This window comes from Thalassobaculum sp. OXR-137 (genome assembly GCF_034377285.1).
Taxonomy (GTDB): Bacteria; Pseudomonadota; Alphaproteobacteria; order Thalassobaculales; family Thalassobaculaceae; genus Thalassobaculum.
In genome coordinates this window covers 262,741-277,005 of sequence record NZ_CP139715.1, presented here as the reverse complement: position 1 = coordinate 277,005, position 14,265 = coordinate 262,741, and the positions used below count along the sequence as shown (strand labels likewise).

General features: G+C 67.5%; 14 protein-coding genes and 1 tRNA gene. 9 read left to right on the top strand and 6 right to left on the bottom strand.

The window, feature by feature from the left end; translation table 11 throughout:
- Positions 1-19: 19 nt before the first annotated feature.
- Positions 20-1,384: a HAMP domain-containing sensor histidine kinase gene (locus tag T8K17_RS01320; RefSeq protein WP_322332734.1), complete on the top strand. Its 1,365-nt coding sequence runs from the start codon at positions 20-22 to the stop codon at positions 1,382-1,384.
- Positions 1,385-1,699: 315 nt separating this feature from the next.
- Positions 1,700-2,608 (top strand): pantoate--beta-alanine ligase, encoded by a 909-nt coding sequence (locus tag T8K17_RS01315; protein WP_322332733.1) that lies wholly within the window; start codon positions 1,700-1,702, stop codon positions 2,606-2,608.
- On the opposite strand, the gene gpt is transcribed toward T8K17_RS01315, so the two are convergent.
- From gpt to T8K17_RS01300, 3 genes are all read right to left on the bottom strand, one after another.
- Positions 2,583-3,089: a xanthine phosphoribosyltransferase gene (gene gpt / locus T8K17_RS01310; RefSeq protein ID WP_322332732.1), complete on the bottom strand. Its 507-nt coding sequence runs from the start codon at positions 3,087-3,089 to the stop codon at positions 2,583-2,585. The genes T8K17_RS01315 and gpt overlap by 26 nt on opposite strands.
- An 88-nt stretch (positions 3,090-3,177) precedes the next feature.
- Positions 3,178-3,618 (bottom strand): DUF4864 domain-containing protein, encoded by a 441-nt coding sequence (locus tag T8K17_RS01305; RefSeq protein ID WP_322332731.1) that lies wholly within the window; start codon positions 3,616-3,618, stop codon positions 3,178-3,180.
- Between the two features lie 139 nt (positions 3,619-3,757).
- The gene (locus T8K17_RS01300; RefSeq protein WP_322332730.1) at positions 3,758-4,948 is read right to left on the bottom strand and encodes a hypothetical protein; all 1,191 of its coding nucleotides are present in this window, start codon (positions 4,946-4,948) and stop codon (positions 3,758-3,760) included.
- Between the two features lie 295 nt (positions 4,949-5,243).
- Here T8K17_RS01300 and T8K17_RS01295 point away from each other — a divergent pair.
- From T8K17_RS01295 to T8K17_RS01270, 6 genes are all read left to right on the top strand, one after another.
- Positions 5,244-5,320 (top strand) — tRNA-Arg (locus T8K17_RS01295).
- Between the two features lie 206 nt (positions 5,321-5,526).
- Positions 5,527-6,777, top strand: coding sequence for a branched-chain amino acid ABC transporter substrate-binding protein (locus T8K17_RS01290; protein WP_322332729.1), 1,251 nt, complete (start codon positions 5,527-5,529; stop codon positions 6,775-6,777).
- Positions 6,778-6,863: 86 nt separating this feature from the next.
- Positions 6,864-7,814 carry a branched-chain amino acid ABC transporter permease gene (locus T8K17_RS01285; RefSeq protein WP_322332728.1) on the top strand — a complete coding sequence of 317 codons (951 nt, stop codon included), beginning with the start codon at positions 6,864-6,866 and terminating at the stop codon, positions 7,812-7,814.
- Positions 7,811-9,160 carry a branched-chain amino acid ABC transporter permease gene (locus tag T8K17_RS01280; RefSeq protein ID WP_322332727.1) on the top strand — a complete coding sequence of 450 codons (1,350 nt, stop codon included), beginning with the start codon at positions 7,811-7,813 and terminating at the stop codon, positions 9,158-9,160. Before T8K17_RS01285 ends, T8K17_RS01280 begins: the two co-directional genes overlap by 4 nt.
- Positions 9,157-9,924: an ABC transporter ATP-binding protein gene (locus T8K17_RS01275; protein ID WP_322332726.1), complete on the top strand. Its 768-nt coding sequence runs from the start codon at positions 9,157-9,159 to the stop codon at positions 9,922-9,924. Before T8K17_RS01280 ends, T8K17_RS01275 begins: the two co-directional genes overlap by 4 nt.
- Positions 9,924-10,625, top strand: coding sequence for an ABC transporter ATP-binding protein (locus tag T8K17_RS01270; protein WP_322332725.1), 702 nt, complete (start codon positions 9,924-9,926; stop codon positions 10,623-10,625). Before T8K17_RS01275 ends, T8K17_RS01270 begins: the two co-directional genes overlap by 1 nt.
- 7 nt (positions 10,626-10,632) lie before the next feature.
- Here the strand turns inward: T8K17_RS01270 and T8K17_RS01265 are convergent, their stop codons facing one another.
- Both T8K17_RS01265 and T8K17_RS01260 read right to left on the bottom strand, forming a co-directional pair.
- Positions 10,633-10,944: a hypothetical protein gene (locus T8K17_RS01265; RefSeq protein ID WP_322332724.1), complete on the bottom strand. Its 312-nt coding sequence runs from the start codon at positions 10,942-10,944 to the stop codon at positions 10,633-10,635.
- 146 nt (positions 10,945-11,090) lie between these two features.
- Positions 11,091-11,636: an HAD family hydrolase gene (locus tag T8K17_RS01260; protein ID WP_322332723.1), complete on the bottom strand. Its 546-nt coding sequence runs from the start codon at positions 11,634-11,636 to the stop codon at positions 11,091-11,093.
- Positions 11,637-11,798: 162 nt separating this feature from the next.
- Here T8K17_RS01260 and T8K17_RS01255 point away from each other — a divergent pair, with 162 nt between their 5' ends.
- A complete protein-coding gene (locus T8K17_RS01255; protein WP_322332722.1) occupies positions 11,799-12,608 on the top strand; it encodes a hypothetical protein in 810 nt (269 codons plus the stop codon).
- 49 nt (positions 12,609-12,657) lie between these two features.
- On the opposite strand, the gene T8K17_RS01250 is transcribed toward T8K17_RS01255, so the two are convergent.
- A complete protein-coding gene (locus T8K17_RS01250; protein ID WP_322332721.1) occupies positions 12,658-14,073 on the bottom strand; it encodes a hypothetical protein in 1,416 nt (471 codons plus the stop codon).
- Positions 14,074-14,265: the final 192 nt, after the last annotated feature.

Here is a 14,265-nt window from a genome sequence, read left to right as displayed (position 1 = left end):
GCACCCGACGGATCGGACGATGCGGTCGCTCTCCTTTCGGCTTCTCTGCCTGACCATCTTCTTCGTGATGGTCTCCGAAGTGCTGATCTACACCCCGTCGATCGCCCGCTTCCGGCTGACCTATCTGACCGAGAAGCTGGACAAGGCGCATCTGGCCGCGCTCACCATCGACGGCTCGCCCGACCGGGTGATCAGCCAGGAACTGACCTTCGAACTGCTCGACCATGTCGGCGCCTACGAGATCGTGGTCACCGGCGCGGAAGGCTCCCGCAAATCCCTGAGCCGGCCGATGTTCCCGACGGGCGAAGTCGAGGTCTCGCTCTACGATCCCATGCCGGTCGAGCTGGTGGTTGACGCCTTCGACGCCCTGTTCCAGACCGGCAACCGGATCCTGCGGGTGACCGGTCCGGCGCCGATGGACCCGGCGAGCACGGTCAGCATCACCATCGACGAGTTTCCGCTGCGCGAGGTGATGTACGACTTCTCCTGGCGCATCCTGACCCTGTCGGTGCTGATCTCGGTCTTCACCGCCGCCCTGGTCTTCGTCAGCCTGCGCTGGCTGCTGGTGCGGCCGCTGCAGCGCATTACCGAGAGCCTCGTCGCCTTCCGCAAGCGGCCCGAGGACCGCAGCACCGATCTCGACGACCGCGGCCGGCGCGACGAGATCGGCGTGGCCCTGCGCGAACTCGGGCTGATGAAGGAGGAGATGCGCGCCGCCCTGCGCCAGCGCACCCGGCTCGCGGCCCTGGGCACGGCGGTCAGCAAGATCAGCCACGACCTGCGCAACATGCTGTCGACCGCGACCCTGATCTCCGACCGGCTGGCCATGAGCCAGGACCCGGACGTGCAGAAGGTGACGCCGACCCTGGTCAAGGCGATCGACCGGGCGGTGGCTCTGTGCTCGACCACGCTCAACTTCACGCGGGAGACGCCACCGCTGAAGCTGGCGCCGCTGCGGCTCGCCGACCTGATCGCCGACCTGCGGGCCGATCTGGCCCCGGTGCAGGGCAGGGAGATCCAGGTGCACCTGGACCAGACCGGCGACGTCGTCATCCAGGCGGATCGCGACCAGATGTACCGGGCGCTGTCCAACATCGCCTCCAACGCCGTCAATGCGGGGGCAGATACCCTGCGCGTGACCGTGCGGGAGGAGGGCGGCCGCCTGCTGGTGGACCTCGCCGACAACGGCCCCGGCATCCCCGAGGAGGGACGCGGCAGGCTGTTCCAGCCGTTCCAGTTCTCCACCCGGCGCGACGGGACCGGCCTCGGTCTGACCATCGCCCGCGATCTGGTGCAGGCCCATGGCGGCAGCCTGACCCTGGAGCGCACCGGCTCCGACGGCTCGACCTTCCGGATGAACCTGCCGGTGCAGAGCGCCGGGTGACGGGATCGCCGCGCCGGCCGGCCCGCGCTGCCGGCGCAGTAGATTTTGCTTTGCCGGAAAATGCGTGTGCGGTGTAGCCTTTGGCCGAATCGGGCGGGTTTGGCGTGGCTTCGGACCGGCAATGGCGGACGGGGTCGAGCGGCTTAGGGCTGCGAGAATGCGTCGGACATAATTCTCCTGCCGCAGGGTGACCGTCGTCGTGACCGTCGTCTCCGGACCGGAACGGGAGGTCTGCGCTCTGCGGTTTCCGGGCGCTGTACCGGGGCGCGGGACCGGGGCGTCGGACCGGAATGACAGGACCATTGGTGATTGCCTATGTCGAAACGGGTTGGAAAATTGGGCAACGACCGGGTCGGCCCGTACGACCCGGCGCTGTCCTTCAACCTGGACGGCGGCGAGGACGCCGATATTGAGGTCGTCTCCGAGATCGATACGCTGACCGGCTATCTCACCGAATGGCGTGAGGATTCCTGTTCGATCGGCCTCGTTCCGGTCCTGGGCGAGGCCCATGTGGGCCACCTGGTGCTGCTGGCGCTGGCGGCGCGGGAATGCGACCGGGTGCTGGTGGCGGCGGGGCCGAAGGCCGATGTGCTGACCGATCCGGTCGGCCGGACGCTGCTGTCGCGCAACGGGGCCGACGTCCTGTACGCGGCATCGATGGAGATCGAGCCGGTGCCGGTGGACGACCTGCCCGAGTTCGCCGCCTCCATGGAGGGCCTGTTCGCCCGGGACGCGCTGACCGAGGCGGTGGGCAAGATCGAGCGGCTGGTGGAACTGGTGGCACCGGACCGGCTGTATCAGAGCGGTGCGGTTTTTCAGCGGGCCTGCGTCCTGGCCGCGCGGCTGTCCGGGCGCGACGGCGCGCCGCTGATCCGCGTCGTCGATGCGGCCCGCGGCCCCGGCGGCATCACCCCGGTGGCCGAGATCGACCGGCTGGACGAGGCCGGGCGCGAGCGGGTGGCCAGCCTCAGCCGGATCCTGGGGCGCATGACGGGCCGTCTCGCCGACGGGGTCAGCACCCCGGCCGGCGAGGTCGCCTGGGGCCTGGACGCCCTGACCGACGCCGCCTTCGACGGGGTCGACTATCTGGAGATCCGCCACCCTCGGACATTGGAGCCCGTGGAGCGGGCCGGCGCGCCGGCCCGGGTCTTCGTCGCCGTGCGGATCGGCGACATCCGGTTCGTCGACAGCGTGCCGGTCAGGTCGCCGGACGCAGACCGATGATCGGGTCGACCGGCCGCGGCTCGAGATCCCAGGGGAAATAGATCCAGGTATCCTGGCTGACCTCGGTGACGAAGGTGTCGACCAGGGGACGGCCGGCGGGTTTGGCGTAGATCGTGGCGAAATGCGCCTTGGGCAGCATGGCGCGCACCACCTTGGCGGTCTCGCCGGTATCGACCAGATCGTCGACGATCAGCCAGCCTTCGCCGTCGGTGGTCATGGACGGCGGCTTGACCATCTTCAGCTCGCCGCGCGGACCGTTATAGCCGGCATAGCTGGACACGCCGATGGTGTCGATCATCCGCAGTTCCAGCTCGCGGGCGACGATGGCCGCCGGTACCAGCCCGCCGCGGGTGATGCCGATGATCCCTTCGAACGGACCGATATCCAGCAGCCGCCAGGCGAGCGCCCGGCCGGTGCGGTGCAGCTCCTCCCAGGAAACCGGAAAGGTGCGACGCAGTTCGTCGTTCTTGCTCGCATTCATGGGTGACCGCCTCCACGCGCCGCTTTGATGGTCCGGCTATAGCCGCCCCGCAAGGCGGTGGCAATGCACAGGCGCAGGTCGTGCGGCCTCAGGTGGTGCGGTCGGGCAGGGTTTCGAGCACGACCCCGTCGATCTTCCAGCTCCCGTCCGGCTGCTGCTCCATGAAGTACAGCGCCCGGCGCGCGATGCCGTCGGGGCCGATGACGAAGACCGGCTGGGTCGGCCGGCCGTCGAGGAGGGTTGCGTCCTCGAACTCGAAGACCTGCGGGCGGGCGACCGCCTCGTAGCCGCCGGTGACCATGTCGCGGAACCGCTCGGCAGTGCCGAACATCGTGCGGATATTGGGCGATGCGTAGGAAAAGGCCCGGTCCCAGGCGTCGGCGCGGAAGGCATCGACCTGGGCCGAGATGACGCCGCGGAAGGCGGCGGCCTCCTCGGCGGTCTGGGCGGCGGCCGGCGCGCCGAGCAGGCCGAGGGCGAGCAGCATCGCGGCGATCGTTCGGGGCAGGCGGAGAACGGTCCGGATCATGGGGCACCTCCACCGCTCTCTACGCGCGCGACCGACGGGCCGGATCACGGGGGTGAAAAAGAGCAGGCGCCGAAAAGAGCAGGGGCGGCTCGGATCGATCTCCGGCCGCCCCTGGCGTCGTCTCTTGGATGGCTGTCGCTCAGCGCACGTAGATGCGGACCTCGTTGGAACGCGCATCCGGCGCCGACTGGGCCGACAGGGCGACCCGGCCCGGCGGCAGACCCATCTCCTGCAGGCTGCGGAACACGGTCTGGGCATTGCGCTTGGCCTGGTTGGCGTCGAGCGCGTTGCGGCCCTGGTTGGCGGATTGCGGGCTGACCGCGATCACGTCGAAGATCGCTTCCGGCCGGGTCTCCAGCGCGCGGCGGACGGCGCTGTAGAGCGGCTGTTCGTATTCGACGCCCGGCCGGTCGAAGCGGATCACCACGAGCGGACGCCGGCCGGCCGTGCCCATGCTGGCCGGGGCGGGGAAGCTGGCGCCGCCGGCCATCGAGGCCTGGGGCGAGGTGCCGCCGAAGGACCGGTTGGCCAGGCTGGTCCCGAACAGCTCGCCGTTCTTGATCGCCACGGCCATGGTGTTCAGGTCGTTGCGCTCGTTCGCGGCATAGGAGCTCTGGCGGCGGATGTCGTCGCTCAGCTCGGTCAGCAGGCGGTCGATCAGCACGACGGTCTGGTTGGTGTCGTCCTCCAGCACCGCGAGCTGCTCGTGGTCGGCCTCCACGGCGCCGGACAGGCCATAGGCGGCGCGCACGGATTCCAGCAGATAGGTCGACAGGGCCGCGTCGGAGGAAACCCGGTTGGCCAGGGCGTTCATGTTGGAGATGTCGGTGTTGACCTGCTCCAACTGGCGCTGGGCGCTGTTCCACTGGTCGACGAGCTGCGGGTTGCCCGGCGTGGTGCCGACCTGCAGGCGGGATTCGATGCCCGCCACCGTCTGGTGGTAGTTCAGCGCGTTCTGGGCGGTGGTGGCGCGCAGGGACTGCAGGCTGCCGTTATGGCCCCGGATGCTGTCCTGCAACCGGACCAGGTCGCCTCGCAGTTGAATAACCTTCTCGCCGACAAACGTGCCCGTGGGCTGCATCGTGGCGGGGGGTCGAACCTCGAAATTGGTGTTGCCCAGCGGCGGCGGGCCGCCGACCAGCGGTGAGCCCGCGCGTTCGCCCGCAGACGGCTGAATGGCGACGCTTGCTGCTGGCGGCGCATCGGCGCTGGGCGCCTCGCCGGTCAGAGACGGCCACAGCGAATCACTGCTGAACGAACACCCCGCAAGGGCGAGTACGCCGACGCCGATAACGGCCAGGCGGCGCATGGAGTCGAATGATTCGATCACCGCGTCATCCCTTTTAAATCCCAACCCGGACCCCCGAAGAACGCGTGCCGCCCCCCAAGCGACCGGGCGCGTCCATGATGCGATACGCGGCGTTAGGAGCCAAGAGCCGTCTCTTCCGAGATTTCCATCGGCTTTTATCCAACGACCCCGCTCACAAATCACTGCGGAGATACTACTTAAACCACGGAATCCGAACAAGTTCTTTTGCCTCGTGGATTTTCGCATCAGGGCTCTTGCCAAGCGTCGGGTGTTTGAGTAGGTTGCGCCTCCTTCGCGGGGGGCACCCCACGAAATGGCGCCCGTAGCTCAACTGGATAGAGCACCTGACTACGGATCAGGAGGTTGGGAGTTCGAATCTTCCCGGGCGCGCCACTCCCCCTTGAAAACCGCATATTTTTTCGCCTTCGACCCTGCGTCGAACCGATCCCCGTTGCGGATCGCGCATAGCGCGAATCGCAATCGCATACTCCCGGGTCCGCTGCGCTTGACCGCGACCCTCGCCACCCGCCATGCTTTCTTCGACGGCGGATCGCTGCAGCCAATAAGCGGTGACCGACCGGTTCCAAAGGGAGGAATACATGACGGTTACCCGTAGGGCGGCCTTTGCCGCCGCGATGGGTCTCGCGCTGGCGGTGTCCGCCGGAGCGCAGGCCGCAGACCCCATCAAGATCGCCTTCATCGACCCGCTGTCCGGCCCGTTCGCCACCACCGGCGAGTCCGGCCTTCGGTCCTTCGAGTTCGCCGCCGAGGCGCTGGTGAACGAGAAGGGCGGCGTGCTCGACGGCCGGAAGTTCGAGATCGTGCCGCTCGACAACCAGATCAGCCCGAAGGAAAGCCTGATCCAGCTCAAGCGGGCGATCAGCGACGGCATCCATTTCGTGGTGCAGGGGAACTCGTCGGGCGTGGCGAACGCGCTGACCGACGCGATCGAGAAGCACAACAAGCGCAATCCCGAGGAGCGCGTTCTGTTCCTGAACTACTCAGCGGTCGACCCGGCGCTGACCAACGAGAAGTGTAACTTCTGGCACTTCCGCTTCGACGCCAATGCCGACATCAAGATGGACGCGCTGACCGACGCCATCGTCGAGAACCAGGACATCAAGAAGGTCTACATCATCGGTCAGGACTACAGCTTCGGTAAGGCCGTCGCCGACGCGGCGGTGAAGATGCTCGGTGAGAAGCGGTCGGACATCGAGATCGTCGGCAACGAGCTGCACCCGATCGGCAAGGTGAAGGACTTCACCCCCTACGCCACCAAGATCAAGGCGTCCGGCGCCCAGGCGGTGATCACCGGCAACTGGGGTGCGGACATGGTCGGCCTCGGCAAGGCGATCATCGAGGCCGGCGTCGATGCGCCGATCTACACCTACTACGGCGCCCATGACGGCATCACCGCGACCTTCGGCGAACTCGGCGAGGGCATCATCCGGTCGGTGCGCGAAGGTACGCTCAACCCGCCGACGCCGGAATTCAAGAAGCTGAACGACGGCTTCAAGGCGAAGTACCCGGACAACGACATCAACCAGCCGCGCATCTTCAACACCATCGACATGCTGGCCAAGGCGATCGAGAAGGCCGGCTCGGCCGACCCGGTGAAGGTGGCCTATGCGCTGGAGGGCATGGAGTACGACACCATCATGGGCGGCAAGGCCTGGATGCGCCCCTCCGACCACCAGATCATCCAGGACGTCCACATCTCGGTGCACACCAACAAGAACATCGAGGTCGACGCCGACAATTCCGGCTACGGCCTGGTGAACGAGAAGACCGTCACCATGGCGGGCAAGGACAGCCCGACCAGTTGCCAGATGGAACGGCCGGACGCCTGATCCGGACGATCCCACCGGTACCGGATCCGCCCGACAGGGCGGGTCCGGCGCCGGGTATCGCATCTGCCAGATGACGGGATGTCCGTATGTTCGAACTGGTGATCTTTTCCCTGCTGAACGGGCTGGTCACGGGCCTGCTGCTGTTCATGCTGTCGAGCGGGCTCACGCTGATCTTCAGCATGATGGGCGTGCTGAACTTCGCCCATGCCAGCTTCTATATGCTCGGCGCCTATTTCGCCTACACGATCTCCACCTATGTGGGCTTCTGGCCCGGGCTGATCGTCGCCCCGCTGCTGGTCGGTGTCGCCGGCGCGCTGGTCGAGCGCTACGGCCTGCGCCACGTGCACAGGCACGGGCATGTGGCCGAGCTGATCTTCACCTTCGGTCTCGCCTTCCTCATCGAGGAGATCGTCCAGTTCTTCTGGGGCAAGGCGACCAAGGATTATTCCGCGCCCGAGCTGCTTCAGTTCCCGCTGTTCACGCTCTACGGCCAGAATTTCCCGGCCTACAAGGCCTTCATGATCCTGATCTCGGTCGGCATCTTCATCGGCCTGTTCACCGTGCTCAGCAAGTCGCGGGTCGGGCTGATCATCCAGGCGGCGATCACCCATCCGCACACCGTCTCCAATCTCGGCCATAACGTGCCGCTGGTGTTCATGGGCGTGTTCGGCGTCGGCTCGGCCCTGGCCGGGCTCGCCGGGGTGATCGCCGGTCCGGCCCTGGGCACCTTCCCGGGGATGGCCTTCGTGCTCGGCTCGATCGTCTTCGTGGTGATCGTCGTGGGCGGGCTCGGCTCGCTGCCCGGCGCCTTCGTCGCCTCGCTGCTGATCGGCTGGCTGCAGACCTTCGCCATCGCGCTCGACTGGTCGGTCAGCGACCTGCTCGACCTCATGGGCGTCAGCTTCGACTCCGACCACGCCCTGCGGGACCTGTGGAGCCTGTCGCTGCCGCAGGTGGCGCCGATCCTGCCCTACATCCTGCTGATCCTGATCCTGATCTTCCGCCCGCGAGGGCTCATGGGGAAACGCGAGACATGAGCGCGACCGACACGAGATCCGCCGCGGCCGCGCGCTCTGCCGCGGCGGCGGGGGCGGAGCCGGCCTGGAAGCGGGTCGCCGAGGAGCAGATGCGCCGCGGCGCCTTCACCCGGACCCTGCCGGTCTGGGGCGGCGCCTTCGTCATCCTGATGATCATGCCGCTGCTGTTCTCCTCAGCGGTCGGCGTGACGATCATGAACCAGATGGGCATCTCCATCGTCTTCGCCCTCAGCTACAACATGCTGCTGGGCCAGGGCGGGATGCTGTCCTTCGGCCACGCGGTCTATTTCGGCCTGGGCGGCTTCCTGTCGGTCCATGTGATGAACTACGTGGAGTACGACGGCTGGTGGCTGCCGCTGCCGCTGCTGCCCTTCGTGGGCGGGCTGTTCGGCCTCGCCTTCGCCATTCCGATCGGCAGCTTCTCCACCCGCCGGGCCGGCACGGTCTTCGCCATGATCTCGCTCGGCGTGGGCGAGCTGGTGGCCGCCTGCTCGATCATCTTCGTCGCCTTTTTCGGCGGCGAGGAGGGGGTGAGCGGCGACCGCACCATGGGCCCGCCGGTGTTCGGCACCGAATTCCTGAGCGAGGTGGAGGTCTATTACCTCATTGCCGGCATCGTGATGATCGCGGCGCTGTTCATGTACCTGTTCTCCCGCACCCCGGCGGGCCGCATGGCCAATGCGGTACGCGACAACGAGGAGCGGGCCGAATTCGTCGGCTACAGCCAGCGCTATGTCCGCTTCGTCTCGTTCTGCGCCTCGGGCTTCTTCGCCGGCATGGCGGGCGGGCTGTTCGCCATCAACTACGAAATCCTGACCGAGGAGAACCTCAACCTGGTGACCTCCGGCTGGGTGCTGCTGATGGCCTTCATCGGCGGGGTCGGCTTCTTCGTCGGGCCGATCGTCGGCGCCATCGTGCTGACCCTGCTGCAGACCGTACTGTCCAACCACACCGAGCTCTGGCAGCTCTATGTCGGCATCCTGTTCGTGCTGACCGTGATGTACGCGCCGCGCGGCCTCACCGGGCTGGTGGCGATGCACGGCCCGGCGCTCCGCATGGGTAGGCTCGGCATGCTGGCGCGCGCCTATGCCGTCGCCCTGGGCCCGCTGCTCGCCTTCCTGGCCGGCGTGGTGCTGCTGCTGGAGATGGGCAACGTCGCCAACCAGAGCGTCGTCGGCGAGAGCGAGGCCCATGTCTTCGGGCTGACCCTGGACGTCTCCACGATCCTGCCCTGGGTTGTAGCCCTGGCGCTGGCCTGCGGCGGCGGATACGCCCTGATCCGCCTCGCCCCGCGCCTGCGCGAAGCCTTCGCCCGGGCCACCGGCCACACGGGAGGCGTGTCATGACGGCCGCGCTTCAGATGCAGGGGGTGCGCAAGAGCTTCGGTCCCACCGAGATCATCCGCGGCATCGACCTGGAGATCCGGGCCGGAGAGCGCCACGCGATCATCGGGCCGAACGGGGCCGGCAAGTCGACCCTGTTCCACCTGATCAGCGGCAAATACTCCAAGACCGCCGGCCGCATCCTGCTGAACGGCACCGAGGTGACGGAGCTTCAGCCCTATCAGATCAACCGCATGGGGCTCAGCCGGTCGTTCCAGATCACCAACATCTTCCCGCGGCTCAGCGTGTTCGAGAACGTGCGCTGCGGCCTGCTCTGGTCCATGGACTACCGCAACAGCTTCTGGCGGCTGGTCGATACCGAGCGGGAGCTGAACGAGCGGGCGGCCCAGATCCTGGACGAGATCGGCCTGCTGGAGCGCTGCGACCTGCCGGCGGGCGTGCTCGCCTATGCCGAACAGCGGGCGCTGGAGATCGGCATCACCATCGCCGGCGGGGCCGAGGTCATCATGCTGGACGAGCCGACCGCCGGCATGAGCCACAGCGAGACCGAGGGCGTGGTCGAGCTGATCCGCCGGGTCACCGAAGGGCGCACCCTGGTCATGGTCGAGCATGACATGGGCGTGGTCTTCAACCTGGCCGACCGGATCTCGGTGCTGGTCTATGGCGAGATCATCGCCACCGGTACGCCGGAGGAGGTGCGGGCCAGCAAGGCGGTGCAGGAGGCCTATCTCGGCACGGTCGACGCCGCGGGCGGGGAGGTTCACTGATGCTCCAGGTCACCGACCTCCATGCCTATTACGGCAAGAGCCACATCCTGCAGGGCGTCAGCTTCCAGGTGGGCGAGGGCGAGATCGTCAGCCTGCTCGGCCGCAACGGCGTCGGGCGCAGCACCACCTGCAAGGCGATCATGGGCGAGGTCCCGCCGGTCGGCTCGATCCGCCTGCGCGGCCAGGAGATCGCCGGAAAGAAGCCGCACGAGGTGGCCCATCTCGGCATCGGCTATGTGCCGGAGAACCGGGACATCTTCCCAACGCTCACGGTGCGGCAGAACCTGATCCTCGGCATGAAGTCGAGCAAGCCGCGGCCGGACGACCGCTGGTCGATGGACGACATGTTCGACCTGTTCTCCAACCTGAAGGAGCGGGCGGATGTGGCGGCCGGCGCCCTGTCGGGCGGCGAGCAGCAGATGCTGACCATGTGCCGCACCCTGATGGGCGACCCGGACCTGGTCATGGTGGACGAGCCGACCGAGGGGCTGAGTCCGCAGATGGTGGAGAAGGTGGCGGTGCTGCTCGAGGAGATCGCCCGGCGCGGCATCTCCATTCTGCTGGTCGAGCAGAAGCTGACCATCGCCCTGAAGATCTCCCACCGTCTGCTGGTGATGGGCCACGGGCATCTGGTCTTCGAGGGAACGCCGGCCGAATTCGCCGCCGACGATCAGGTGCGCCGGGAATGGCTGGAGGTCTGAGTCGCGGTCACTCGCTCTTGGTCTCCCGAATCTCGGTCACGTAGCCCTTGGCGATCGCCTGGTAGTAGGTGGCGGCGCACAGGGCGGTGACCGCTCTCTCGCCGCGTTTGAGGGCGTCGCGGAGATCCGCCAGGGCGGCCTTCTGGTTGGTGGCGCCGACCATCGACCGACTCGACGGATCGCGGCCGATCCGATCGGCGAGACCGCCCCCATAGCAGTAGTGGATGACCGCCTCGTAATAGCCCGGCCCGCGATCCGCAGCCGCCGCCGCGTGGCTAAGCAGGACCAGGACGACGGCGAAGAGCGCAGAGCGATTCATGACAAGATACGCTGGATGGAGTGGGCCCGAGGAACGCGCGCCCAAAATGCAGATAGGGAATTAATTTTTTAATAAAATTTTTGACTTCTTTGAAGCGATTTTGAGGGGCGGGGCCGACCCATCGGGCGGGCTCGCCGGTCCAGGGCCTACCGGCCGGCCCGACGTCTCAGAATGTCGGCTACGAACGTGTCCAGATTGCCCGCCTCGAACAGGTAGCCGTCGATGCCGGCGGCAGCGGCGGCCTCCATGTCGGTCTGCCGGTCGCCGATCATGAACGAGGCGGTCCGGTCCACCGGCCAGGCCGCCATCAGGTCCAGCAGCATGCCCGGCGCCGGCTTGCGCCAGTCGGCCTTGTCGGCGAAGCGCTCCGGCTGGTGCAGCGGGTGGTGCGGGCTGTAGCGCCAGTCGTCGATCCGCGCGCCCCTTTCCCGCAATTCCTGCGCCATCCAGCGGTGCAGGTCCTCCACGTCGTCGCAGCCGTACAGCCCGCGGGCGATTCCCGCCTGGTTGGTGACGACGAAGACCCGGAAACCGGCCGCGTTCATCCGGGCGACCGCCTCGGGCGCGCCGGGCACCCAGGCGATCTGGTCGGCGCGGTGGGCGTAGCCGGTGTCGACGTTCAGCACCCCGTCCCGGTCGAGAAAGACGGCGGGCCGGGGGGCGGCATCGGGCTGGGTCGGCGGGCGCTGCATGCGGGGCATCCGATTCGGTTCGTCGCTGCTTCTATAGGCCGACGCGCTCCCCGGCGCGACTCGCGAAAGTTCACCGAGTCGCTGGATAATCCGCAAAGACATACACGTTATTCGCGTGTTCATCTTTACTTAACTCGGGCTATCAGGGATGGAGATCGACCCATGATGACAATAGCGTACAGGAACAGGCTGCTGACAAACGTCGGCTCTCTCGCCCTGCCGGAGAAGGATCTGTTCGCGGAGTATTTCCTGCGGTTGAACGCGCAGCTCAACCGCTACGGGCTGCAGGTCGCGGTCGAGGACGACATGAGCGGCTTCGACGCGGTCTGCCGGGAGACCGGCAAGTTTATGCCGAACGCCTTCAATCCCGCCGCCGTGCCGTTCCCGCGCGGCCACGCCGTCTGGATGAGCGTCCACGACGCGTCGTCGGAGCGGATCGCCACCTTCGCCATCCGGCTCTTCGACCTCGGGCAGCGGACCCTCGGCGACTGGCTGTCGACCCTGTCCTTCTTCTACCGCACGCCGGCACAAGACATGGCGAGCGGCGAGCGTTTCGTCCTCAGCGAGGAGGCGGACGCCTATGCCAATGCGGTGCGCCGGCGCTGCACCTATATCGGCGGGCTGTGGCTCGCCCCGGCCTGGCGCGGCCGGACCGTGCTGGCCGAGGTGCTGACCACGGCCGGATGCGCCCTGGCGCTGGCGCGGTGGGATGCGGCCCCGATGGTGTCGATCGCCGAGGACGAGGTCTATGCCAAGAATGCCGCCAAGTACCGGTTCGACGAGGCCCATTCCGGGGTGCGCTGGCTGCGGCCGCACAAGCCGGAGCGCTCCCGAATGTGGCTGCTGGGGCGAACCCGGGAGGCGGTGGTGGCCGATGTGACCCGGTTCGTCGAGGCGCCGGATGCGCAGCCGCTGGTCGCCGCGGCGGCCGAGCCGGCCGTCGTGCCGGTCCGGCTTGTCCAGGGTGGCTGAGGGCGGTGGTTAAGGACGGTGGCTGAGCGGGCCGTCGGCCCGGACGCCCTCAGATCGGGGAGGCGTGCTCCAACTCGCAGGTCGACAGGAGCGCGCTGACCCGTTCCTCGCCGTTGCTGGCCATGAACAGAGGCACGGTGAGCCGAGACCATTGGACGACCTGCAGGCCGTCGCTGGCCGCGACCACGCCGTTGCAGCGGTGCAGGACGGGCTCGCGCCGGCGCTGCACGGCGCGCAGGTCGCGCTGGACGCACAGGCCGAGGCCGCGGTCCGGCACGTCGATCAGGCGCGAGCCTTCCATGGCCCGGTTCGCGCGGTCGTCCCAGACCGTCACCCGGCCCGGCGCGTAGCGGGCGATCCTCAGGTCTTCGTTGGCATCGACGATCAGAAGCTTGGTGCGGGTCTGGAACAGCCCCAGCCGCTCCAGGTCGCGCAGCATGGTCTCGCCGGCGCCGGCCCCGGCCTGCTCCTCCTGCCAGCGGGTCAGGGTGACGGCGAACGGATGCCCCTCGGCCCAGGCCTGGCCGGAGGCGAGAATCTGTTGGATCGGCACCTCGACGCTGTCGACGCGGGTCAGAGCCTCGTCATTGGCGGCGATGCGGCAGATCGTGCGCAATCGGTCGGCGAGTTGCAGTGGGCGGCCTTTCTCGCGCACCCAGGCCATGCCGTTCCACCAGGCGAAGGTGACCTCGCCCGGCATCGGCGCCCAGACCTCGCACAGGGCGACGAGCTGGTTCAGCGCCTCGCGCCGGATCGCCATCGGGTCGAGGGCGACCACTTCCGGCACTGAGCTGCGGAACGACTGCCCGTGCAGGCTCCACTTGCGCTTGATGCCGACCCAGCCGAGCGAGCGCAGGGCGAAACTGACCATCTCGGGGGTGCGGTCGACCAGCCGCCGGTCCTTCAGGGAATCCGCCGTGTTAACCGGCGCCAGCCACTCGGCCATGGTGAGGCTGCGGGCGAACCGTTCCTCGTCCACGTGACGCTGTTCGTCCGGATCCTGCACCATCGGTGCGGTCAGCGGGTAGCGCAGGGTTTCCGACAGCTCGTAGGGGAGGGGCATCGGGAAGGCTTCCGAGCCCCAGACCGACTGGTCCTCGCCGAGCTCGGCGCCACGGGCGCTGGTCACCGCGTCGAGGTAGCGGCAGGCGCTCTCCGGTTCCAGGAAGGCGATGTCGACGGGCTCGGCGTCCTGGTCGATCAGCACCAGCTCGACCATCGTGTGCGGTGCCTCGTGCGCCAGCTGCAGCGGCAGCTCGTGCAGGGCCTCCGCGCAGGCGGTGCTCGGGTTCAGTCGGACGACCGCACGGTCCGCCTGGATGCCGACGTCCACCCAGCCGAAATGATGCAGCATGGTGAAGAGCATCGCCGCTTCGCCCCCCGCACCGTCGGAATGCCGGTCCTCGCGACCCGCCTGGGTCAGCCAGAACCCTTTGCCGACGCCGTTTCCGTCGTCTTCCCCCATGTCCACAAGCCCCTGGACAGATTTCAGCACAAAAACTGTCGCACGCTCACATCAACGCTAACAAGCCCGATTCGCGTCGAGGCTTTGCGATTTGTCAATGGTTGAATAGAGGAGGGGCATACTAGACGTGCCGTTGTAATAGTGGACCGGCACCAGTTCCCAGAAATGCAAAGTCGGCGCCAAACCTTTACT